This is a genomic window from Pseudaquabacterium terrae, from assembly GCF_013266755.1.
In the GTDB taxonomy this organism is placed as follows: domain Bacteria; phylum Pseudomonadota; class Gammaproteobacteria; order Burkholderiales; family Burkholderiaceae_C; genus Pseudaquabacterium; species Pseudaquabacterium terrae.
In genome coordinates this window covers 681,700-703,283 of sequence record NZ_JABRWJ010000005.1, presented here as the reverse complement: position 1 = coordinate 703,283, position 21,584 = coordinate 681,700, and the positions used below count along the sequence as shown (strand labels likewise).

Below are 21,584 nucleotides of genomic sequence, written 5' to 3'. Positions count from 1 at the left end.
GATGGCCTCGCCAGGCAAGAAGTCCTTCCTGCTGCGCATCGACCCGGCGCTGTGGGCCGAGATCGAGCGGCTGGCCGCGGCCGAGCTGCGCAGCGCGAATGCGCAGGTCGAGTACCTGCTGCGCGAAGCCTTGCGCGCGCGGCTGGGCGACAAGGCCGCAACGGGTGTGGGTGAAAGCCGCGAAGCGATACTGCGCCGGCAACGAGGAGCCTCATGAACAGCACACCGCAAGACAAGGCCGGCCGCTTTCGCGCGCTGCACCAGGGCCCGCGCGCCATCGTGATTCCGAACCCCTGGGACGCCGGCTCGGCCAAGGCGCTCGAGAAGGTCGGCTTCGCCGCGCTCGCCACCTCCAGCGGCAACGCCGCGATGGTGCTCGGCCGGCGCGATGGCCAGATCACCCGCGACGAGGCGCTGGCCCATGCCAAGGCGATCGTCGAGGCGGTCGACATCCCCGTCGCCGGCGATCTCGAGAACGGCTTCGGCGATGCGCCGGAATTCGTCGCCGAGACGATCCGCCTGGCCGGCGGCATCGGCCTGGCCGGAGGCTCGATCGAGGATGCTAGCGGCGATCGGGAGCGGCCACTGTACGCACTGGCGCAGGCCACCGAGCGCATCGCCGCGGCCGTCGAGGCGGCGCGCGCGCTGCCGGTGCCCTTCATCCTGACGGCGCGCTGCGAGAACTTCATCCGCGGCAATCCGGACCTCGACGACACGATCCGTCGCCTGCAGGCCTATGCCGCGGCCGGTGCTGACGTGCTGTTCGCGCCCGGCCTGCCGACGCTGGACGCGGTGCGCACGGTGTGCGCGGCGCTCGACGGCAAGCCGTTCAATTTCATGGTCGGCATCAAGGGCAAATCCTTCAGTGTCGCCGAGCTCGAAGCCGCCGGCGTGCGCCGCATCAGCCTGGCGACTTCGCTGTACCGGCGCGCGATGGCTGCGCTGAACAAGGCGGCGCTCGAGGTGCACGGGCAGGGCACGTTCGGTTATCTCGACGAGATGTAGCTAGACGGCCGGATGGGCACGGCGGTTGCCCGGTCGGCGGCTTCGAGGAGCTAGCCATGACCCTGACCGTCGTGATTCCGGCGCTGAATGAAGAACGGCGCATCGCCGAGGTGGTGCAGGCGATGCGCTCGCAGGCGCCGCAGGTGCCGGTGATCGTCATCGACGACGGCTCGACCGACCGCACGGTCGAGCTCGCGCGGGGCGCCGGCGCGCGCGTGGTCACCAGCACGATGCTCGGCAAGGGTGCATCGATGCAGGATGCGCTGGAGCTGGTGCAGACGCCCTGGGTGCTGTTCCTCGACGGTGACCTGACGGGACTGCAGTCCGACCTGGTGCAGCGCATGACCGCGCCGCTGGCCGACGACAGCGCGGACCTCGTCAAGGCGCGCTTCGGCCGCAGCGGCGGCCGCGTCACCGAGCTGACGGCCAAGCCCTTGCTGCGCGCCTTCTTCCCGGAGCTGGCGACCTACGCGCAGCCGCTCGGCGGCATCGTGTCGGGCAACGTCAAGCTGCTGCGCTCGTTGACGCTCGAAGACGACTACGGCGTCGACGTCGGCCTGCTGATCGATGCCCACCTCTGCGGCGCGCGCATCACGGAAGTCGACATCGGGGAGCTGGCGCACGACAGCCAGCCGCTCGATCGCCTGAGCCTGATGGCGCAGCAGGTCGGCCGCGCGATCATGCAGCGGGCGAAGGCATCGAGCCGCTTCTCGTTCGAGCAGTTCCTCGAGCTCGAGGAAATGGAGCGCCAGGCGCGCGGCACCTTCGAACGGCTGGCCGAACGGCTCGCCGACAGCGATCGCATCGTGCTGATGTCGATCGACGGACCCTTGAGCGACCACTCGTTCATGCACGAGCTGGCGCGCCAGACCGGGCGCGAGGCCGAGCTGGCCAGGGCGATCGAGCGCCACGGACCCGACGAGGCCGGTCAGCGCCAGGCGGTGGCGCAGGTCTTCAAGTTCGTGCACCAGCGCGATTTCATGCGCGTCGCGCGCGGCCTGCCGCTGCACGGCGACGCGGTCGAAGCCATCAAGCGCCTGCGCCGTGCCGGCTGGCTGGTCGGCGTCGTCAGCGACAGCTTCTTCATCTCCACCGACATCGTGCGCCGCCGCGTCTTCGCCGACTTCGCGATGGCGCACTTCACCGCGTTCGCCAACCAGATCTGCAACGGCCACGTACGGCTCAACCCGGCCTTCGTGCATGGCGGCCATCCGCAGCCGCAGGCCGTCGACAAGGCCAACGTCATCCGCCACCTGCGCGACCAGGTGCCGGCGTCGGCCCGCATCGTGATGATCGGCGCCGGCACGCACGACCTGAGCATGCTGGAGCTGGCCAACCTCGGGCTGATCGTCAATGGGCGCAGCACGCAGCCGGGCGAAGAGCGCTTCATCCGCGTGCAAAGCCTGTCGGAGGCCAGCGAACGGCTGCTCGACGTGGGGGATCCGTTCAGCGCAGGTTGAGCGTCTGGCCCGTCAGCGCAGGCTGACTGTTTGGCCCGTCAGCGCAGGCTGACTGTTTGGCGTTTCCACGCGGCGTCCTGCCAGCGGCCGAACAGCACCAGCAGCTCCGGTGTGCTGGCCGACTTCTCCGGTTGCAGCGACTCGAGGCGCATCACCTCGAAGCTGCGCTTGAAGCGGCCTTCGATGCGCGATTCGCGCGCCAGCAGCAGCCGCTCGCCGCCCGGTACCCAGCCGGCGAACTCGACGTAGCCGAGCTCGGGGCCCTGCGCCGCGGGCGGCAGCACGTCGACGAGCCACTCGTTCTTCTGGCGCCGGAAGACCCACAGCTCGCGCCAGCCGTCGAGCGGCTGCACGGCCAGCGCCAGTGCGCTGGCACTCGCATTCGCGCGGGCCGAGGCGGTCCACACCAGCCCGTAGCTGCAGCGGCGCGCCAGCGGCTTCGCCGGCGTGCGGGCATCGATCAGCGCCACGCAGGTCTCGCCTGGCTGGCCGGGTTCAGCGCGCACGGCCAGGCCGCTGGCCGCGGCCACCGGTGCCGGCTCGGCCGCCCAGCGCGATGCGCCGACGCGGATCGCCGCGTCGGCGTAGTCGCGCTGGTCCTCGTCGCTGAGCTCGGTCTTGTCGACGCCCGCCAGCTCGGCCAGCGCGCGCTGCGCTGCAGCGGCGGCCGGTGCGGCATCGTCGCGCCGCGCGTGCTGGAAGGCGAGGCTCGCCCACACGCCCGCGCGCCGCAGCCGCAGCTTGTTCTTCATCGGCTCGGGCAGCTGCGCGAAGGCGGCTGCATTGACCTGGTCGAGCACCTGCGCGCGCCACTGGTCGAGCGGCAAGCGCTGCACCGGTGATAACGCCGAATCGACGCAGTCATGGCGCGTCAGGCCGAGGGCGGCGCGGGCGCGCTGCTCGGGCGACGAGGGCAGAGCCAGCACACGCCGGAAGGCCTCGCCGTCGTAACACGGCTGCAGCGCGCCGTCGCGTTCGGTCCCGGCGATGCGCACGCCGTAGTGGTTGGCGACCTCGAGGTGCGCGGAGACGGCCGTCGACGAGGTTTGCCCCGGCTTCAGGGCCGCGCGCCGCGCGAGACGATCGGCCAGCACGCCGATCGCATCGAAGGGCTCGGCATCGAGCCGCTCGGCCGGCACCGCCTGCAGATAGGCCGCCGCGTAGCCCAGTCCGAGCGCCTCGGCACCCGGCGTATCGCGCAGGAAGCGCAGCACCGACAGCAGGCCGTCGGCCTCGGCGGGTTTCAACGCTGTCGTGCGCACCTGGCTCGCGCGCACGTAGCCGGCGCGCTCGCGCCGGTGGTCCCAGACCTGCAGGTAGTCGAGCCGCTGGCCGCGTACTTCGAGTGCATCACCCTGCCACAGCACCGCCTGTTGCGCCGCCGATTCGCGCGGGCCGGCGCGCAGCGCGGCCTGGTCCTGCGTGACGATGGCCATCGTTGCCAAGACGCTGAGCAGCATGGTCACTGCTCCGTCGCGGCGTCGTCGTTGCCGGCCACGCCCTTCGGCAGCTTGCCGATCAGCGCCGAGCCGATGAAGCTGCCGTCCGAGGGCGGCGGCGCGATGATCACCGAGACCTTGTCCGACAGCTTGTCGGCCAGCGTCATCTGGATCAGCAGCGGGTGCTTGCTGATCAGGGCGCCGTCGCGCGCCATCTGCTCGCTGTTGATCTTGCCGACGCGGTCGAGGCGGTAGCCCTCGGCATCAGCCAGCTTTTGGCGTGACTCGGCTTCGCCCGCGGCCTCGATGCGGCGCGCCTGCGCGGCGCCCTCGGCGGCCCGAATGCGCGACTGCTTTTCGGCTTCGGCTTCCAGCTGCCGCTGCTCGATCTGCTTCTGCTTGAACGGCAGCACGTGCTTCATCGCTTCTTCCTGCGCCTTCGCAGCAATCACCTGCTCCATCGCCGCGGCCTGCGCGGCCTTCTCACGGCGCACGCGGTCGGCCTCGCCCTCGAGCGCGGTCTGCTGTACGTGCTTGGCCTTGAGCTCCAGCGTGTAGCGCATCTTCTCGGTCTCGAGCTCCTGCGACAGCAGCCGGTCCATGCCTTGGCGGTACTCGGCCGGCAGGTCGACCTGGCCCATCTGCACCGTGCGCAGCAGGATGCCGTCGGCCGCCAGGCGCGGCTTCAGCTCGGCTTCGATCTGCGCCTGGATGTCGGCGCGCTTGGCCGAGAAGATCTCGCGCACCGTGTAGCGCGTGAAGGTCTTGTAGATCACGCCCTGCACGGCCGGCTGCACGACTTCGCCGCCGAGGTCTTCGGGCAGGTGGCGCGACATGGCCGCGACCCGCGTCGGGTCGATCGCGTAGCGGATCGTCAGGTCGACGCCGAGCGACAGGCCTTCGACCGACTGGAACGGCGCGGCACCGTCGGCCTTCGCGCTGTCGGCGGGTCGGTAGACCTGGTCGCGCAGCGAGAAGCGGCGCAGTGCGTGCAGGCCGGGCACGCGCAGCAGCGAGCCTTCGTGGTGCAAGCTGGCATTGCCGGTCAGCTGGTTGCTGCGCACGATGAGCTCGCCGCGTTCCACCGTCTGCAGCGGCGGGTTCAGCGCCAGCGCGTAGCCGCCGATCGCAATTGCCGCGGTGCCGAGCAGCAGCCCGGTGCGGCTACGGATGGCCGTCGTGGTGGAACGAAAGGCCCGGCCCATCAGCAGGGCCAGGGCGGTCAGGCGGGGATTCATCGTGGTGCTCCGTGAGGTTGTTCGTCGGTGTCGCGCAGGGCTTGCGTCGACGAAAGCCATTCTTCGAATCCGGCGCGGAAGCCGAAAGCGGCGCGCGGGGCGACTGTCTTCCGGCGGCGGAAGAAAGCTTCACACCGGGCCGCGCGGGGTCGCCCGACAATCCGGCGCCATGACGACGAGCGAGACCCGAAGCCCGCGCGTGGCGCTGATCGAGGACGACCCGCCGACGAGCGACCAGCTCAAGGGCTGGATCGAGTCGGCGCGGCCCGGCATCCGCATCGAGCAGTGGTTCGACCGCGATGCCGCCGAGGCCGCGCTGGCGTCGACCCGCTACGACCTGGTGGTGCTCGACATCGAGCTCGGCCGCGAGCGCCATGCCGGCGTCGCGCTGATCAACACCATCAACCGGCTGCACCACGGCACGCCGGTGCTGGTGGTGTCGGCCATGCCGGCCGCGATCTACCGCGGCATCATGAAGGCGCTCGACGCCTGGGACTACCTGCAGAAGACGACATTCTCCGAGGCCGACTTCATCGACACCGTGCTCGAGATGCTGCGCGCGGTGCGCGACAAGCCGGCGCCGGCGGCCGCTTCTGCCGGCACCACCGAGCTGGCGATCGACCCGCTGCGCCAGAGCACGCCGCTGTGGCGCGGCCAGCGCCTGAACCTGCCGCTGACCGCGCAGCGCATCCTGGCGACGCTGTACCAGCGCCGCGGCGAGGTCGTCAGCTACGAGGAGCTGTTCACCGTCGTCAAGAGCGGCCGCAACCGCGACAACGTGCGCAAGCACGTCAGCACGATCCGCGATGCGCTGCGCGAGATCGAGCCCGGCTTCGACGGCATCGAGAACGTGCCGATGCGCGGCTTTCGCTGGAGCGCGCCGCAGTGACGGCGTGGCGCCTGCCGCGCGCGGTGCCGCTGCGGCTGCGCCTGTTCTTCCGCGCGGTGTTCGCGCTGCTCGCGCTGGCCACGCTGGCGATGGCGCTCGGCGTGCTGATCGAGGAAAAGCAGCTCGCGCACCGCCATTACCAGGCCGGGCTGCAGAAGACCAAGGAGCAGATCGTCGCGCGGCTGCGCCATCCGACCGGGCAGCTGGCGCTGCTCAATCCGCGCGCCGGCGGTGAAGCGACGGTGCCGCTCAAGCCGCTGGTGCTGCCGTTCTCGGCGATCGATTTCGACGACAAGACCAAGGTGCAGCAGGCCGTCGAGATGGCCGGCTGCCTGGTGCAGTACCGCGACGGCGCGAACCTGTGCGTGGCGGTCGGCAACAACCCGTTCGCCGGCGGCTTCATCTACCTGGCCGGCAGCTTTGCCAGCGGCGCGCTGGTGCCGCATCTTCCCGGTGATCTCGACTTCGGCAGCGCCCACCGCGTGCGTGTCTCGGTGGCGATGCGCGGCCAGACCTGGCGCTGGATTGCGCCCTTCGAGACGCTGGCCGAAGGCGCCAACGTCGGCCCGTCCGGTGCACCCGGTCATCGCGGACGCCTGACCGGGTATGTCGATGGCGTGCCGATCACGCACGGCACGAAGACCGTGCGCGATTTCCGCGGCTGGCTGTGGCAGGACGGCCGCTGCGCCGACGACAGCGCCGATCCGGCGAGTGACTGCGCCAAGCGCTCGTTCTTCTCGATCCGCCTGCCGGTCGAGGTCTTTCGCGACGCGCTCTTCCAGGGCGACCGCGCGCGCATCGTTTGGCCGCCGCCCGACCTGGCGCAGATCCTCGTGCGCCTGCAGGTGCTGGCGCCGGGCGAGGGCGCGCCGCTGTTCGACAGCGACAGCCAAGGCGCCGAGCCGCCGTTTGCGCTGGCCGACCTGGGCGAGCTGCTGCTGCCCGGTGAGCGGCTGCGCATCCGGCGCCAGGGCGCGACCGACGACCTGGCGACGCTGGTCGGTCGTGCCACCGACGAGGCGCCGCGCGCGCGCTGGCTCGACGGCCTGGTGCGCCGCCTGCCGGTCGAGGGTTACGACGCGCCGCTCGAGCTGCGGGAAAGCATCGCCACCTCGCTCGGCCGCTACGAGCTGCAGCTGAGCGGCGACGTGCGCAGCGTCAATCGCACGCTGGCGGCGGTCGCGACCCGTGTTTCGGGCTTCGTCGGCGCGATGCTGGCGGCGGTGCTGGTCGCGTGGCTGCTGATCGAGCTGCGCATCATCCGCCGCATCACGCTGCTGACCAAGCGTGCAGCGAGCGTCTCCAAGGGCATGCGCTCGGCCGGTGGTCTGCCGCGCATCGATGTCGCCGACTTGCGCGGCAGCGACGAGCTCGGCGTGCTGGCGCAAGGCCTGCAGGACCTGCTGCAGCGCGTCGACGAGGACCTCAGGCGCGAGCAGATCCGCGCGCAGCAGGAGAAGGACCAGTGGCATGCGGTCGGCCACGAGATCGTCTCGCCGCTGCAGTCGCTGCTCGCGCTGCACGGCGCCGCCGACGATCCGAGCCACCGCTACCTGCGCCGCATGCAGCAGGCGGTGCAGGTGCTGTACGGCCAGGCCTCGCCGAGCGAGGCATTCGAATCGACGACGCTGCAGCTCGCGCCGCTCGACCTCGACGCGTTTCTCGGCCACGTCGCCGCGAATGCCGATGCGGTCGGCGTGCGTGATCTGCGCTACGCGTCGCCCGGCGCGCCGGTCAACGTGCGCGCCGACGAGTTTTCGCTGGAGGACGTCGTCACGCACGTGCTGCGCAATGCCGACCGGCACCGCGTGCCCGGCAGCCCGATCACGCTGCGGCTGAATTTCGACGCCCGCGAAGCGCGCGTCGAGATCCACAACGAGGGCGCGCCGATCGCCGACGCCATGCTGGAGAAGATCTTCGAATACGGCGTGTCCGAGCACGCCGACGAGGGCGATGAGACCGACGAAGGCCACCGCGGCCAGGGCCTGTTCGTCGCACGCACCTACATGGCCAAGATGGGCGGAACGATCGCCGCGCGCAACGCCGACGGCGGCGTCGTCTTCACGCTGCGCCTGCCGCGCGTGTAGGTGCCCGGAAGTCCACTGGCTACACTGACTGCATGGAATGGCTGGACGACATCAAATGGGACGCGGATGGGCTGGTGCCCGTGATTGCGCAGGAAGCCGCCTCGGGCGACGTGCTGATGTTCGCCTTCATGAACCGCGAGGCCCTGCAGCGCACCGCGGCGCTCGGCCAGGCGGTGTACTGGAGCCGCTCGCGGCAGCGGCTGTGGCACAAGGGCGAGGAGTCCGGCCACTTCCAGCAGGTGCATGAAATGCGGCTCGATTGCGACGCCGACGTCGTGCTGCTGAAGGTCACGCAGCTCGGCCACGAGCCCGGCATCGCCTGCCACACCGGACGCCATTCCTGCTTCTTCCGCCGGCTCGATGGCGACGCCTGGCAGACCGTCGAGCCGGTGCTCGAAGACCCCGAACGCATCTACAAGAAATGACCGCTCCGACCTCGCAGGACCTGCTGGCGCGCCTGGCCGCGGTGATCGAATCGCGCAAGCCCGAGGCCGGCGGCGACCCCGACAAGAGCTACATCGCGCGGCTCTTCGCCAAGGGCACCGATGCGATGCTGAAGAAGATCGGCGAGGAGGCCACCGAGACGGTGATGGCCGCCAAGGACGGCGATCCGCAGAAGATCGTCTACGAGGTCGCCGACCTGTGGTTCCATTCGATGATCGTGCTGGCGGCCTTCGGCCTGAAGCCGGCCGACGTGCTGGCCGAGCTGGCGCGCCGTGAAGGGCTGTCCGGACTGGAAGAATTCGCCTTGCGCCGCGTGCAGCAGCGCGAAAAGGAGGATCCGCAATGAACGAACAACCGACCCCGCTGGCCGTCACCGACGCGCAGTCCGACGCCTCCCTGCGCACGATCGGCCACATCAGCTATGCGTTGCATGCGATCGTCGCCATCGGCGCGGTACTGCCGGGCGCGCAGGGCAGCATCCTGCTGCTGATCGCCGCCTTCATCCTCGACCTGGTCAAGCGCGACGACGCCGCCGGCACCTGGCAGGAGTCGCACTTCCGCTGGCGCATCCGCAGCGTGATCTTCAGCGCCATCGCCTACGTGGTGACGATTCCGCTGTGGCTGCTGCTGGTCCTTCCCGGCTGGATCGCCTGGATCATCATCTCGATCTGGTTCCTCTACCGTGTCGTGCGCGGCTGGCTCGCATTGAACGACCGCCGCCCAATGCCCGTCTGACCGCCACCATCCCAGCCATGAGCCACGACCCGAACTGCCTGTTCTGCAAGATCGTCGCCGGACAGATCCCGTCGAAGAAAGCCTACGAGGACGAGGACATCCTCGCCTTCCACGACATCCACCCGTGGGCGCCGGTGCACGTGCTGATCATCCCGAAGCGGCACATCACCAGCATGGTCGACGTCGGCCCCGACGATGCGGCGCTGCTGGGCAAGATGATGGCCGTGTCGCCGCGGCTGATGAAGGAGCTCGGCGTTACCAACGGATACCGCCACGTGATCAACACCGGTCGCGATGGCCTGCAGGAAGTGATGCACCTGCACATGCACGTGATGGGCGGCCCGCGCCCCTGGCTGAAAGGCTGACCGCCCCGCCGCACTTCCGGCGAACCAAAGTGTCAAACACGCTCCAATAGAATCCTCGGATTCGTCTTCAGGAGCGTGTGATGGGATCCTTCAGCATCTGGCACTGGCTGATCGTGCTGGTCGTGGTGGTGCTGATCTTCGGCACCAAGAAACTCAAGAACATCGGCAGCGACCTGGGCGGCGCGGTCAAGGGCTTCAAGGACGGTGTGCGCGACGGCAACGCCGCGGCCGACGGCACGCCGGCCACGCCGCCGCAGCAGGTCGGCGCCAACAAGACGGGCGACGCCAACACCGTCGACGTCGAAGCCAAGCACAAGTCCTGATCCTCGGATGTCCTGAACGCCACCGATGATCGACTTCGGTTTCGACAAGATCGCGCTGATCGGTGCGGTGGCGCTGATCGTCATCGGCCCGGAGAAGCTGCCGCGCGTGGCACGCACCGTGGGCACGCTGCTGGGCAAGGCGCGGCGTTATGTCGCCGACGTCAAGGCCGAGGTCAATCGCTCGATCGAGCTCGAAGAGCTGCAGAAGATGAAGTCGCAGTTCGAGTCGGCCGCGCGTGACGTCGAAACCAGCGTGCAGTCGGAGCTCAGCGCCGCCAACGCCGCTTTCGGCGATGTGACGCGCGACCTGACGAGCGGCATCGACGGCGCCGATGGCATCGCCTTCGACGATGGCAGCAGCAGCGGCGCGCCGCTCGCGGCACCGGTGCCGCAATACAAGCGGCCCGACAAGAACTGGCGCCTGAAGCGCAGCGCCTTGCCGCATTGGTACAAGCAGCGCTCGGGCGTGCGCACGCATGCCCAGTCCGGCGCGGCGCGCGTCGCGCGCTTTCGGCCGCCGGCCCTGAAGAAATAAATGAGCACTGCTCCGAAAGACGAGCTCGAAGGCACCGAGCAGCCCTTCGTCTCGCACCTGGTCGAGCTGCGCGACCGCCTCGTCAAGGCGCTGATCGCAATTGGCATTGCTTTCGGCGCGCTGTGCTTCTGGCCCGGTCCGGGCGCGCTGTACGACCTGCTGGCGCTGCCGCTGGTCAGCCAGCTGCCCGAGGGCTCGAAGCTGATCGCGACGAATCCGATCTCGCCTTTCCTGGTGCCGCTGAAGGTCACGCTGATGGGCGGCTTCATGCTCGCGCTGCCGATCGTGCTGTACCAGGTCTGGGCCTTCGTCGCGCCCGGGCTGTACAGCCACGAGAAGCGCCTGGTGCTGCCGCTGGTCGTCTCGAGCACGCTGCTGTTCGTCGGCGGCGTCGCGTTCTGCTACTTCTTCGTCTTCGGCAAGGTCTTCGCGTTCATCCAGGGCTTCGCACCGAAGAGCATCGCCGCGGCGCCGGACATCGAGGCCTACCTCGGCTTCGTGCTGACGATGTTCATCGCCTTCGGCGCAGCGTTCGAGGTGCCGATCGCCGTCGTCGTGCTGGCGCGGCTGAACGTCGTCAGCATCCAGAAGCTGAAGGAATGGCGCGGCTACTTCATCGTCATCGCCTTCATCATCGCCGCGATCATCACGCCGCCGGACGTCGTGTCGCAGCTGTCGCTGGCGATCCCGATGTGCCTGCTGTACGAGGTGGGGATCTGGGCCGCGCACCTGTTCATCCGGCACACGCAGGCGCCGGCCGAGGGCGGCGGCGAGTCGGCCGAGCAGGACTCGTCGAAGAGCGCCTGAGCAATCAGCGCCGCGGCAGCTGCTGCTTCGGCCGCTGGCCGACGGTCAGCGTGACCTGCAGCTGCTGGCTGCCGCGCTGCAGCCCGATTGCGGTTTCGCTGCCGGGCTTCAGCGCCGCGACGCGGTGCAGCAGCTGCGCGGTGTTGGCCACCGGCTGGCCGGCCACCGCCGTCACCACGTCGCCCGGCCGCACGCCGCCCTTGCTCGCCGGCCCGTCCTGCAGCACGCCGGTGATCAGCGCACCCGAGCGGATCGGCAGCTTGAAGTTCTCGGCGAACTCCGGCGTCAGGTCGCGCGGCTCGACGCCGATCCAGCCGCGCGTGACCTGGCCGTCGCGCAGCACACCTTCCATCACCTGCTGCGCGACGTCGACCGGAATCGCGAAGCCGATGCCCAGGCTGCCGCCGGAGCGCGAGAAGATGGCGGTGTTGATGCCGACCAGGTGGCCGCGCACGTCGACCAGCGCACCGCCCGAATTGCCCGGGTTGATCGCCGCATCGGTCTGCACGAAGCTCTCGAAGGTCGACAGCCCGAGGCCCTGGCGGCCGAGCGCGCTGACGATGCCCGAGGTCACCGTCTGGCCGACGTTGAACGGATTGCCGATCGCCAGCACGACATCGCCGACCTGCAATGCATCGAGCCGGCCGAGCGTGATTGCCGGCAGCTTGTCGAGCGTGATGCGCAGCACCGCGAGGTCGGTCTCCGGATCGGTGCCGACGATCTCGGCGCGCGCTTCGCGGCCGTCGGACAGGCGCACCTCGATCTCGCTGGCGCCTTCGATCACGTGGTTGTTGGTCAGCAGGATGCCTTCGGGCGAGACGATCACGCCGGAGCCGAAGCCGACCTGCTCGGGCACCCGGTCGCCGAAGAAGAAGCGGAAACTCGGGTCCTGCGCATGCGGGTTGCGCTTGCCGGGCTTGCTGGCGGTGACGCTGACGACCGCCGGCGCGGCGGCGCGCGCCGCGGCGTTGTAGCCGCTGAAGGGCAGCGTGCCGGGCGCGACCACCGGCTCGGGCGTGGCGGAGCGCAGCGAGACGATCTCGGTGAACGGGCGGCCGCCGCCGTCGCGCACCAGCCATTGCGGCTTGAGCGTGCCGACGACGAACAGCACGGCCAGCGCCACGGTCGCGGCCTGCGAGAAAATCAGCCAGAGTCTGCGCATCGGCGGGGGCAACTGGGAAACACGGAAAAGGAGCGGCGGCGCATGGTTCAACGACAGGAACTCGAGGGCCACCTGGCTGCGCTGCTGGCGGTCGAACGGTTCCGGGATTATGGGCCGAACGGTCTGCAGGTCGAGGGCCGCGCCGAGGTGAAGACGCTGGTGTCGGGCGTCACCGCGAGCCGCGCGCTGATCGAGGCGGCGATCGCGCACGGCGCCGATGCGATCCTGGTCCACCACGGCCTGTTCTGGCGCGGCCAGGACGGGCGCCTGGTGGGCTGGCTGCGCGAGCGCATCGCGCTGCTGATGGCGCATCACATCAACCTCTTCGCCTACCACCTGCCGCTCGATGCGCATGCCGAGCTCGGCAACAACGCGCAGTTCGGCCGCCGGCTCGGGCTGCGGGCCGATGCGCGCTTCGGCGAGCAGGAGCTCGGCTTCATCGGCGACGCCGCGGCCGCGACGAGCGCGCAGGCCTTGGCCGATGAAGCCGCGCAACAGCTCGGGCGCACGCCGCTGCTGTTGCCGGGCGACGGCCGGCCGCTGCGCCGCATCGCCTGGTGCACCGGCGGCGCGCAGGGTTACTTCGAGGGCGCGATCGCCGCCGGCGCCGACGCCTACCTCACCGGCGAGATCTCCGAGCCGCAGGCGCACATCGCACGCGAGACCGGCGTCGCCTTCCTCGCCTGCGGCCACCATGCGACCGAGCGCTACGGCGCGCCGGCGCTGGCCGCGCACGTCGCCGCGCAGTTCGGCCTCGCGCACCGTTTCATCGAGATCGACAACCCGGCATGAACGAAGAACACAAGCTGCTGGCGATCAGCATGGGCGATGCGGCCGGCATCGGGCCGGAGATCATCGTGCGTGCGCTCGCCGGGGGCGAGGCCGGGCGCTGCGTGGTGGTCGGCGATGTCGGCGTGCTGCGGCGCGCGGTGCGCCAGTGCGGGCTGCTGACACCGGTGGCCGTGCTCGACGAGCCCACCGATGCCGCGCCGCCCGATTGCGTGCCGGTCTGGCAGCCGCCCGGGCTGCCGCCGGGCTTGGCCGAGGCGCCGATGGGCGTGGTGCAGGCCGCTGCCGGCGGTGCTGCCGCGCGCTGCATCGAAGCCGCGGCCGCGCTGGCGCTCGATGGGCGGGCCGCGGCCCTCGTCACCGCGCCGATCCACAAGGAAGCGCTGGCGGCGGCCGGCGTGCCGTATCCCGGCCACACCGAGATGCTGCAGGCGCTGGCCGGCGGGCCGCCGGTGCGCATGATGCTGGCCAACCCCGAGCTGCGTGTCGTGCTGGTGACGATCCACGTCGCGCTGAAGCGCGCGATCGAGCTGCTGGACTTCGACGCCGTGCTGTCGACCCTGCGCATCACGCAGGCGGCCGCGCGCGCCTGGGGGCTGGAGCGGCCGCGCATCGCGGTGGCGGGCTTGAATCCGCATGCCGGCGAGGGCGGGCTTTTCGGTGACGAGGAGCGCCGCTTCATCGCGCCGGCGATCGCTGCCGCGGTCGCGGAGGGCATCGACGCGCGCGGGCCGTTCGCCCCCGACACCGTCTTCATGCGCGCGCGCAGCGCGCCGGATCACCCGGGCGAGTTCGACGTCGTGGTCGCGATGACGCACGACCACGGCCTGATCCCCGTCAAGTACCTGGGCGTCGACGACGGCGTCAACGTCACGCTCGGGTTGCCGTTCGTGCGCACGAGTCCCGATCACGGCACCGCCTTCGACATCGCCGGCCGCGGCGGCGCCGATGCCGGCAGCCTGCGCGCGGCGATCCGGATGGCGCGCGCGCTGGCGCGCTGAATGTCGCGACTTGAACGTGCGCTGATCAGTTCGGCTTCAGCTGCGCCAGCTGGCGCCGCGCGCGGGCGGTGGCGCGCTCGAGCAGGTAGGCGCTCTCGAAGGCGCGCATGCGGCCGGTTTCGCACATGCGGCTGAGCATGCGGTAGGTCATCGACACCGTCTTGCGCTGCTTCGCGCCGTGCGAGAAGACGAAGAAGGTGCGCGCCGCGCTGACGTGCTGCAGCTTGACCTTCTGCCACGCGTCCTCGATGTGCATCTGGTACGCGAAGCCGATCTGCACGTGGTCGGCCAGCGTCTTGCCGCGCATGGGCTCGACGCTTTCGGGCACCGGCAGGCCGGCGATGTCGAGGTCGACGGTGGTGAGCTCGGGCTCGGCGCCGAGGTCGATGTCGACCGCGCCGTTCCAGTCGACCGCGCTTTCGTCGACCAGGCCGACCGCGCTGGCTTCGGCCGCCGAGAAGTCGGCGCTCGAGACGACGTCGTTGAGCACCGGCAGCGCGGTGATGTTCACCGGCGGCAGCTCGTTGCCCTTCGGCAACGGCGTCGCCAGCGCACCGTCGACCTGCTTGGCCAGCAGGTTGTGCTCCAGCGTCGACAGCGCCTGGCCCTTCAGCGACTCGGCGTGCGCGGGCAGCAGCTTGGCGAAGAAGTCGCGCCGCACGGGCTCCGGACAGCGCATGCGGTCCAGGCCGGCGTTCAGGTCCTTCATCAGCTGCGGCAGCAGCTTCAGGAAGGCCTGGCGCTGGGCCGGCACGCCCTTGGGCTGCACGCTCATCACCAGCTCGCGGCCGACCTCGCGCATGCGGCGCGCCAGCACGCTGTCGCCGCCGTCGCTCTGCTCGGCCTGGGCGATCACGCGGCTCCAGGTGCGGCCGAGGAACTCGCGCAGGAAATCGGGCACCGGCAGCGGCTGCAGCGCGCCGTCGAGCTGCTGCGCGAAGCGCTGCTGCACGCGCAGCTGCTCTTCCTTCTTTCCCAGCAGCTCGTCGGCAGCGCCCTGGGCATGCACCTCGGCCTTGGCCTGCTCGGCGATGAAGGCCTCCAGCGCATTGAGCTTGTGCTCGTAGAGCTCCATCTGGTCGAAGTCGCCCTCGACGACTTCCTGCACCAGCTCGCGCACGCGGGCCAGCAGCGCGCGGCCGCTTTCGCCGTCGAAGTCGTCGACCGCGGTGCCGAGCGAGGCGATGCGGTTGATGAAGCGCCGCACCGGATGCTTGCGCGACGAGAAGAAGCTCGGGTCGCCGAGCGCGGCGCGCAGCACTGGCAGCTGCAGCCGCGCGATCTGGCGCGCCATCTGCGGCGGCACCTTGGGGTCCGACAGGATCTGGTCGAACAGGCTGGCGATCACGTCGATCACCATGTGGTCGAGCGCGCCGGTCGCCGCCTGGCGCAGCTCCTCGCGGTGGGCGACGATCAGGTTCGGCGCCATCAGCATGCCCAGGCCCGACGCCGCACCGCCGCCGTCGAAACCGCTGCCCCCGGCAGGACCGCTGCCGAAGCCGCTGACGCCTGAGCTGCCGCTGTCGGCGGTGGCCGTGCTGAACGACAGCCGCCGCAGCAGCGACATCATCTCGGCATCGACGCGGCCCATCGGCGTGCCGCGACCGCCGGCGCCGCCATGACCGCCGCCGCCGCTGCCGAAGGCACCGCGCGGGAAGCCGCCGCCGCCGGTGCTCGGCGCGAAGCCGGCCGGCCCGCGCGCCGACAGCCGGCCCGAGGCCGACAGCTCGTGCGCGCGGCTGTCGTGCAGTTCGCCGTGCAGGCTGCCCGGCCCCGTGGTGGCGCGGCCCGCGGCGTCATGCGGCGTCTGCCGCACCTGCAGGCCGACCGGCTTGATGCCGGCGGCGCGCAGGTCGGCGACGATCTCGGCATAGGTCGGGCGCATCAGGTTGGCCAGCGAGCGGCCGATCTCGGCGCCGAGCACCTTGCGCGTCTCGGGCCGTTCGGCGACCGCCTCGACGGCGCGGATCATCGCCTGGCCGATCACTTCGGCGCGCAGCGGGTTGCGCTCGTGGTCGGCGCGGCCGAACTTCAGCAGCGTGCCCATGTAGGCGTCGAGCTCGCGGATCTCCCACTCGCAGGCATGCGAGATCTCGAGCGCGAAGCGGTCGGCCGAGACCTGGATCTCGACTTCGTGGTCGGTGACCAGGCTCAGCGCGTCCCAGTTGGTCTGCGGCGCGCCGCCCTGCGTGTTCAGCATGCCGGCCTCGCGCGCGACGCGCTGGTCGAGCGTTTCGTTGAAGGTCAGCGCGAAGATGGCCAGCTTGCGGTTCAGCTCGAACTGCGCGCCGAGCAGGCCGTCACGGTGAAACACATTGTTGGAAGACAGCGCAGCGAGCCCGAGGCTGTCGACCGTGCGCTCCGCCGCCGAGCGGGCGGCCATGCGCACGCGTTGAACGGCGCTCTCGAGGGCAGCAGGCAGTCGGGCAGGGGCGGTCAATGTCATCGAAGCCGGCAAGGCGCGGCGACAGGCGCGCCACCACGGCGCCCGACGCGGGCGCGACACAATTCCCCGAAGTATGCGGCCAAATGCCGCGGCGACAAGGCGGCGGGTTGGCGGCGGCGCCGCCTGCAGCGCGCCTTCAGCGGCGGTTCAGCGCGTCGCGGATCTCGCGCAGCAGCACGACGTCTTCGGCGGGTGCGGCCGGTGCGGCGGCCGGCTCGTTGCGCTTGAGCCGGTTGATCTGCTTGATCATCAGGAAGATCACGAACGCGAGGATCACGAAGTTGATCGACACGGTGACGAAGTTGCCCCAGGCGAAGACGTTGCCGACCTTCTGCGCCTCGGCCAGCGTCGCTCCGGCGGGCACGCTGCCGGACAGCACCAGGTACTTGTTCGAGAAGTCGATCTGCCCGCCGAGGATCAGGTTGACGAGCGGCATGATCAGGTCCTTGACCACCGAGTCGACGATCTTGCCGAAGGCCGCGCCGATGATCACGCCGACCGCCAGGTCGACGACGTTGCCCTTCATCGCGAACTCTCTGAACTCGCTGGCAAAACCCATGGTGTTGGTCCTCCTGTGAGAGGCGCCGAGTATTGCCCAGGCGGGGGCCGAAATCACTCCGCTAGAATGCCGGGTTGCCCCTAAGTCCAACTCCAGCTCAACATCTGAGGAAACCCATGAGCGACAGCCCTGCCAGTGACGGCCCCGTGGATCAGAGCCGCCGCACCTGGGTAGCGATCACCTGCGGTGCCGGCGCCATCGGCGGCGTCGCGACGGCGGTGCCTTTCGTCAGCACCTTCCTGCCTTCCGAGCGCGCCAAGGCCGCCGGTGCGGCCGTCGAAGCCGACATCAGCGCGCTGAAGCCCGGCGAGAAGATGACCGTCGAATGGCGTGGCAAGCCGGTGTGGATCATCCGCCGCACCAAGGAACAGCTGGAGACGCTGAAGAAGACCGATCCGCAGGTCGCGGATCCGAAGTCCCTGCGCAACCCGGGCGAGCTGACGCCGGCCTATGCGCGCAACGAGTACCGCTCGATCAAGCCCGAGTACATGGTGGCCGTGGGCATCTGCTCGCACCTGGGCTGCTCGCCGATCGACAAGCTGCAGCCGGGCGCGCAGCCCTCGCTGCCCGACGACTGGCAAGGCGGCTTCCTGTGCCCCTGCCACGGCTCGACCTTCGACCTGGCCGGCCGCGTGTTCAAGAACAAGCCTGCGCCCGACAACCTCGAGGTGCCGCCGCACAAGTACCTGTCGGACACGACGCTCTTGATCGGCGACGACAACAAGGCCTGATCCGCGTGCAGCGGATCCGCAACAGCTAAGAGCATTGAAGGGTCGACATGGCAGATTTCAAGGAAGCACCGGCCGACGCACCGCTCGGCGTCAAGCTGATGACCTGGGTGGACAACCGGTTCCCGGCCACCAAGATGTACAAGGAGCACATGTCGGAGTACTACGCTCCGAAGAACTTCAACTTCTGGTACTTCTTCGGTTCGCTGGCGATGCTGGTCCTGGTGATCCAGATCGTCACCGGCATCTTCCTGGTGATGCACTACAAGCCGGACGCGAACACCGCGTTCGCCTCGGTCGAGTACATCATGCGCGACGTGCCCTGGGGCTGGCTGGTGCGCTACCTGCACTCCACCGGCGCCAGCGCCTTCTTCATCGTCGTCTACCTGCACATGTTCCGCGGGCTGATGTACGGCTCGTACCGCAAGCCGCGCGAGCTGGTGTGGCTGTTCGGCTGCGGCATCTTCCTGTGCCTGATGGCCGAGGCCTTCTTCGGTTATCTGCTGCCGTGGGGCCAGATGTCCTACTGGGGCGCGCAGGTGATCGTCAACCTGTTCGCGGCGGTGCCCTTCGTCGGCCCGGACCTGGCGCTGCTGATCCGCGGCGACTACGTCGTCAGCGACGCGACGCTGAACCGCTTCTTCAGCTTCCACGTCATCGCGATCCCGCTGGTGCTGCTGGGCCTGGTGGTCGCGCACATCATCGCGCTGCACGAGGTGGGCTCGAACAACCCGGACGGCGTCGAGATCAAGGCCAAGAAGGACCCGAAGACCGGCATCCCGCTCGACGGCATCCCGTTTCATCCGTACTACTCGGTGCACGACCTGTTCGGCGTCGGCGTGTTCCTGATGATCTTCAGCGCGATCGTCTTCTTCGGACCGGAGCTCGGCGGCTACTTCCTCGAGTACAACAACTTCATCCCGGCCGACCCGCTGAAGACGCCGCCGCACATCGCGCCGGTCTGGTACTTCACGCCGTTCTACTCGATGCTGCGCGCGACCACCGACCCGATGGTCAACGTGCTGTGCGTCGTCGTCGGCCTGGCCGGCATCGTCTCGGCGCTGGCGCTGCCGATGCGCGGCAAGATCATCGCGGTGGTCGGCGCGGTGGTCGGCATCTTCCTGCTGAAGACCTTCGACGCGAAGTTCTGGGGCGTCGTCGTGATGGGCGGCGCGGTCATCATCCTGTTCTTCCTGCCCTGGCTCGACCGCAGCCCGGTCAAGTCGATCCGCTACCGTCCGGGCTGGCACAAGTGGCTGTACGCCGTCTTCGTCGTCTTCTTCATCGTGCTGGGCTACCTCGGCATCCAGCCGCCGTCGGACATCGGCACGCTCGTGGCGCAGGCCGGAACGCTGTTCTATTTCGCCTTCTTCCTGCTGATGCCGTGGTGGAGCACGATCGGCATGTTCAAGCCGGTGCCCGACCGCGTCACCTTCACCAAGCATTGATGAGCGGGAGCGACTGAAGATCATGAAAAGAATCCTCGCCTGCCTGCTGGTCCTCGTCGGCTTCGCCGGCTTGTCGCACGCCAGCGAAAGCACCGTGCCGCTGGACCGCTTCCAGAAGGAGCGCGTCACCGACATGGCCGCGCTGCAACACGGCGCCAAGCTGTTCGTCAACTACTGCCTGAACTGCCACGCCGCGGCGTTCATGCGCTACAACCGGCTGCGCGACATCGGCCTGGGCGACGAGCAGATCAAGAAGAACCTGCTGTTCGCGACCGAGAAGGTCGGCGACCTGATGACGGTGTCGCTCGATCCGAAGCACGCCAAGGAGTGGTTCGGCGCGGTACCGCCGGACCTGTCGGTGGTCGCCCGCTCGCGCGCCAGCGCCGGCGGCTCGGGTGCCGACTACCTGTACACCTACCTGCGCAGCTTCTACCGCGACGAGACGCGTCCGACCGGCTGGAACAACACCGTGTTCCCCGCTGTCGGCATGCCGCACGCGCTGTGGGAACTGCAGGGCGAGCAGCGCGCGATCTTCACCGAAGAGAAGGACGCCCACGATCCGACGAAGACGCAGCACGTCTTCAAGGGCTTCGAGATCAGCAAGCCCGGCAAGATGACCAAGGCCGAGTACGACCTCGCGATGGCCGACCTGACCGCCTACATGGTGTGGATGGCCGAGCCGGTGCAGAACGAGCGTGTGCGCCTGGGCGTGTGGGTGCTGCTGTTCCTGGCGGTGTTCACGCTGATCGCCTGGCGCCTGAACGCCGCGTACTGGAAGGACATCAAGTAGCCCGCGTCAGTCGGCCCGGTGCGCCGGGCCCCCTCCGCGCAGTGGTAGCCTAGCGGGCTCCCACTGCGCGCGCCGTTTGAATTCCCGCTTTCGCCTCACTGGGAGCCGCCGCCATGATGGTGCTTTACTCCGGAACGACCTGCCCTTACTCGCACCGCTGCCGCTTCGTGCTGTTCGAGAAGGGCATGGACTTCGAGATCCGCGATGTCGACCTCTTCGCCAAGCCCGAAGACATCGCGCTGATGAACCCGTACAACGAGGTGCCGATCCTGGTCGAGCGGGACCTGATCCTGTACGAGTCGCACATCATCAACGAGTACATCGACGAGCGCTTCCCGCATCCGCAACTGATGCCCGGCGACCCGGTGGCGCGTGCGCGCGTGCGGCTGTTCCTCTTCAACTTCGAGAAGGAGCTGTTCGCCCACGTCAATACGCTCGAGGGCCGCAGCGGCGTCAAGGCCAATGACAAGCAGCTCGAGAAGGCGCGTTCGCAGATCCGCGAGCGGCTGACGCAGCTGGCGCCGATCTTCCTGAAGAACAAGTACATGCTCGGCGACGATTTCTCGATGCTCGACGTCGCGATCGCGCCGCTGCTGTGGCGCCTGGACTACTACGGCATCGACCTGTCGAAGAATGCGGCACCGCTGCTGAAGTACGCCGAGCGCATCTTCTCGCGCCCGGCCTACATCGAGGCGCTGACGCCGTCCGAGAAGGTGATGCGCAAGTAAGCTTCGGTCCTTCATGAGCCATCCGCCTGCCTCCGACGATCAGGGCACGTCCACGCGCCCTTACCTGATCCGTGCGCTGCACGACTGGTGCACCGACAACGGCTTCACGCCGTACATCGCGGTGTTCGTCGACCGGCATGTGCAGGTGCCGATGGAGTACGTGAAGAACAACGAGATCGTGCTGAACGTCGGCTTCGAGGCGACCTCGGGGCTGAAGCTCGGCAACGACTTCATCGAGTTCAAGGCCCGCTTCGGCGGCGTCTCGCGCGACATCGTCGTGCCGGTCGACCATGTGGTCGCGATCTACGCGCGCGAGAACGGCCAGGGCATGGCGTTCCCGGTGCCCACCGACAGCGCCACCGGCGCGGCGCCGGCGCCGGCCAAGAGCGAGGGCGCCGAGGCGGCCCCGCGCGGCCTGCGCCTCGCGCGCAGCGACGAGGCGGCCGAGCCGCCCGCCGAAGCGCCGGCTCCGCGCGCCGGCTGGTCCGACGAGCAGCCGCCGCCCGACGCCACGCCGCCGGCCGGCGGCGGCCGGCCGTCGCTCAAGCGCATCAAGTAGCCACGCCTACAATCCGCGCTCGCCCGTGCCAGCGCACGAGCGTTGTC

At 69.4% G+C, this 21,584-nt stretch carries 23 protein-coding genes and 2 pseudogenes; 20 read left to right on the top strand and 5 right to left on the bottom strand.

Translation table 11 applies throughout. From position 1 onward, the window contains the following. Position 1: 1 nt before the first annotated feature. From HLB44_RS19195 to HLB44_RS19185, 3 genes are read left to right on the top strand one after another with little or no spacing between them, the layout of a single operon-like run. A complete protein-coding gene (locus HLB44_RS19195; RefSeq protein WP_173125461.1) occupies positions 2–217 on the top strand; it encodes a type II toxin-antitoxin system antitoxin in 216 nt (71 codons plus the stop codon). Further along, entirely contained in the window at positions 214–1,005 is a 792-nt protein-coding gene (locus tag HLB44_RS19190) for an isocitrate lyase/PEP mutase family protein (protein ID WP_173125459.1), read from the top strand. Before HLB44_RS19195 ends, HLB44_RS19190 begins: the two co-directional genes overlap by 4 nt. A 56-nt stretch (positions 1,006–1,061) precedes the next feature. Beyond that, entirely contained in the window at positions 1,062–2,465 is a 1,404-nt protein-coding gene (locus HLB44_RS19185) for a glycosyltransferase (RefSeq protein ID WP_173125457.1), read from the top strand. A gap of 38 nt (positions 2,466–2,503) precedes the next feature. Here the strand turns inward: HLB44_RS19185 and HLB44_RS19180 are convergent, their stop codons facing one another. Together HLB44_RS19180 and HLB44_RS19175 are read right to left on the bottom strand one after the other, a co-directional pair. Continuing rightward, a complete protein-coding gene (locus HLB44_RS19180; RefSeq protein ID WP_173125455.1) occupies positions 2,504–3,925 on the bottom strand; it encodes an SH3 domain-containing protein in 1,422 nt (473 codons plus the stop codon). A 2-nt stretch (positions 3,926–3,927) separates the two neighbouring features. After that, positions 3,928–5,142 (bottom strand): SPFH domain-containing protein, encoded by a 1,215-nt coding sequence (locus HLB44_RS19175; RefSeq protein ID WP_246312330.1) that lies wholly within the window; start codon positions 5,140–5,142, stop codon positions 3,928–3,930. Between the two features lie 169 nt (positions 5,143–5,311). Between HLB44_RS19175 and HLB44_RS19170 the strand changes: the two genes are divergently transcribed. The 10 genes and pseudogenes from HLB44_RS19170 (at position 5,312) to tatC (ending at position 11,327) form a co-directional block, all read left to right on the top strand. Then, the gene (locus tag HLB44_RS19170) at positions 5,312–6,031 is read left to right on the top strand and encodes a response regulator transcription factor (RefSeq protein WP_173125451.1); all 720 of its coding nucleotides are present in this window, start codon (positions 5,312–5,314) and stop codon (positions 6,029–6,031) included. Continuing rightward, complete coding sequence (locus tag HLB44_RS19165; RefSeq protein ID WP_343051392.1) at positions 6,028–8,118, top strand: HAMP domain-containing sensor histidine kinase; 2,091 nt, start codon at positions 6,028–6,030, stop codon at positions 8,116–8,118. The genes HLB44_RS19170 and HLB44_RS19165 overlap by 4 nt, the downstream gene beginning before the upstream one ends. Positions 8,119–8,150: 32 nt before the next feature. Then, positions 8,151–8,543, top strand: coding sequence for a phosphoribosyl-AMP cyclohydrolase (gene hisI, locus HLB44_RS19160; protein WP_173125449.1), 393 nt, complete (start codon positions 8,151–8,153; stop codon positions 8,541–8,543). Next, entirely contained in the window at positions 8,540–8,908 is a 369-nt protein-coding gene (locus HLB44_RS19155; RefSeq protein WP_173125447.1) for a phosphoribosyl-ATP diphosphatase, read from the top strand. The genes hisI and HLB44_RS19155 overlap by 4 nt, the downstream gene beginning before the upstream one ends. Then, entirely contained in the window at positions 8,905–9,297 is a 393-nt protein-coding gene (locus HLB44_RS19150; RefSeq protein ID WP_173125445.1) for a DUF4870 family protein, read from the top strand. Before HLB44_RS19155 ends, HLB44_RS19150 begins: the two co-directional genes overlap by 4 nt. Before the next feature lie 17 nt (positions 9,298–9,314). After that, positions 9,315–9,662 carry a histidine triad nucleotide-binding protein gene (locus tag HLB44_RS19145; protein ID WP_173125443.1) on the top strand — a complete coding sequence of 116 codons (348 nt, stop codon included), beginning with the start codon at positions 9,315–9,317 and terminating at the stop codon, positions 9,660–9,662. A gap of 80 nt (positions 9,663–9,742) precedes the next feature. Then, positions 9,743–9,985 (top strand): Sec-independent protein translocase subunit TatA, encoded by a 243-nt coding sequence (tatA, locus tag HLB44_RS19140; RefSeq protein ID WP_173125441.1) that lies wholly within the window; start codon positions 9,743–9,745, stop codon positions 9,983–9,985. Between the two features lie 25 nt (positions 9,986–10,010). After that, positions 10,011–10,236 (top strand): annotated as a pseudogene (gene tatB, locus HLB44_RS38370) (Sec-independent protein translocase protein TatB); the annotation flags it as partial. Positions 10,237–10,364: 128 nt separating this feature from the next. Beyond that, positions 10,365–10,520 (top strand): annotated as a pseudogene (gene tatB, locus HLB44_RS38365) (Sec-independent protein translocase protein TatB); the annotation flags it as partial. Further along, a complete protein-coding gene (tatC, locus tag HLB44_RS19130; RefSeq protein WP_173125436.1) occupies positions 10,521–11,327 on the top strand; it encodes a twin-arginine translocase subunit TatC in 807 nt (268 codons plus the stop codon). It abuts the pseudogene before it with no gap. Between the two features lie 4 nt (positions 11,328–11,331). On the opposite strand, the gene HLB44_RS19125 is transcribed toward tatC, so the two are convergent. After that, positions 11,332–12,489: a S1C family serine protease gene (locus tag HLB44_RS19125; protein WP_173125434.1), complete on the bottom strand. Its 1,158-nt coding sequence runs from the start codon at positions 12,487–12,489 to the stop codon at positions 11,332–11,334. Between the two features lie 42 nt (positions 12,490–12,531). Between HLB44_RS19125 and HLB44_RS19120 the strand changes: the two genes are divergently transcribed. After that, positions 12,532–13,281 carry a Nif3-like dinuclear metal center hexameric protein gene (locus HLB44_RS19120; RefSeq protein ID WP_173125432.1) on the top strand — a complete coding sequence of 250 codons (750 nt, stop codon included), beginning with the start codon at positions 12,532–12,534 and terminating at the stop codon, positions 13,279–13,281. Then, positions 13,278–14,279 (top strand): 4-hydroxythreonine-4-phosphate dehydrogenase PdxA, encoded by a 1,002-nt coding sequence (gene pdxA / locus HLB44_RS19115; RefSeq protein WP_246312329.1) that lies wholly within the window; start codon positions 13,278–13,280, stop codon positions 14,277–14,279. The genes HLB44_RS19120 and pdxA overlap by 4 nt, the downstream gene beginning before the upstream one ends. A 25-nt stretch (positions 14,280–14,304) precedes the next feature. Here pdxA and HLB44_RS19110 read toward each other — a convergent pair whose 3' ends face one another. Together HLB44_RS19110 and mscL are read right to left on the bottom strand one after the other, a co-directional pair. Then, complete coding sequence (locus tag HLB44_RS19110; RefSeq protein WP_173125430.1) at positions 14,305–16,725, bottom strand: DUF1631 family protein; 2,421 nt, start codon at positions 16,723–16,725, stop codon at positions 14,305–14,307. 136 nt (positions 16,726–16,861) lie between these two features. Continuing rightward, positions 16,862–17,284 carry a large conductance mechanosensitive channel protein MscL gene (mscL, locus tag HLB44_RS19105; protein ID WP_173125428.1) on the bottom strand — a complete coding sequence of 141 codons (423 nt, stop codon included), beginning with the start codon at positions 17,282–17,284 and terminating at the stop codon, positions 16,862–16,864. Between the two features lie 116 nt (positions 17,285–17,400). On the opposite strand from mscL, the gene petA reads away from it, so the two are divergent. From petA to HLB44_RS19080, 5 genes are all read left to right on the top strand, one after another. Beyond that, positions 17,401–18,015, top strand: a complete 615-nt coding sequence (gene petA, locus HLB44_RS19100) for a ubiquinol-cytochrome c reductase iron-sulfur subunit (protein WP_173125426.1) — start codon at positions 17,401–17,403, stop codon at positions 18,013–18,015. 47 nt (positions 18,016–18,062) lie between these two features. After that, complete coding sequence (locus tag HLB44_RS19095) at positions 18,063–19,460, top strand: cytochrome b (protein WP_173125424.1); 1,398 nt, start codon at positions 18,063–18,065, stop codon at positions 19,458–19,460. Between the two features lie 22 nt (positions 19,461–19,482). Then, positions 19,483–20,250 carry a cytochrome c1 gene (locus HLB44_RS19090; RefSeq protein ID WP_173125422.1) on the top strand — a complete coding sequence of 256 codons (768 nt, stop codon included), beginning with the start codon at positions 19,483–19,485 and terminating at the stop codon, positions 20,248–20,250. Between the two features lie 113 nt (positions 20,251–20,363). Further along, on the top strand, positions 20,364–20,978 hold the full coding sequence (locus HLB44_RS19085; RefSeq protein ID WP_173125420.1) for a glutathione S-transferase N-terminal domain-containing protein: 615 nt from the start codon (positions 20,364–20,366) through the stop codon (positions 20,976–20,978). Between the two features lie 13 nt (positions 20,979–20,991). Continuing rightward, entirely contained in the window at positions 20,992–21,537 is a 546-nt protein-coding gene (locus tag HLB44_RS19080; RefSeq protein ID WP_173125417.1) for a ClpXP protease specificity-enhancing factor, read from the top strand. Positions 21,538–21,584: the final 47 nt, after the last annotated feature.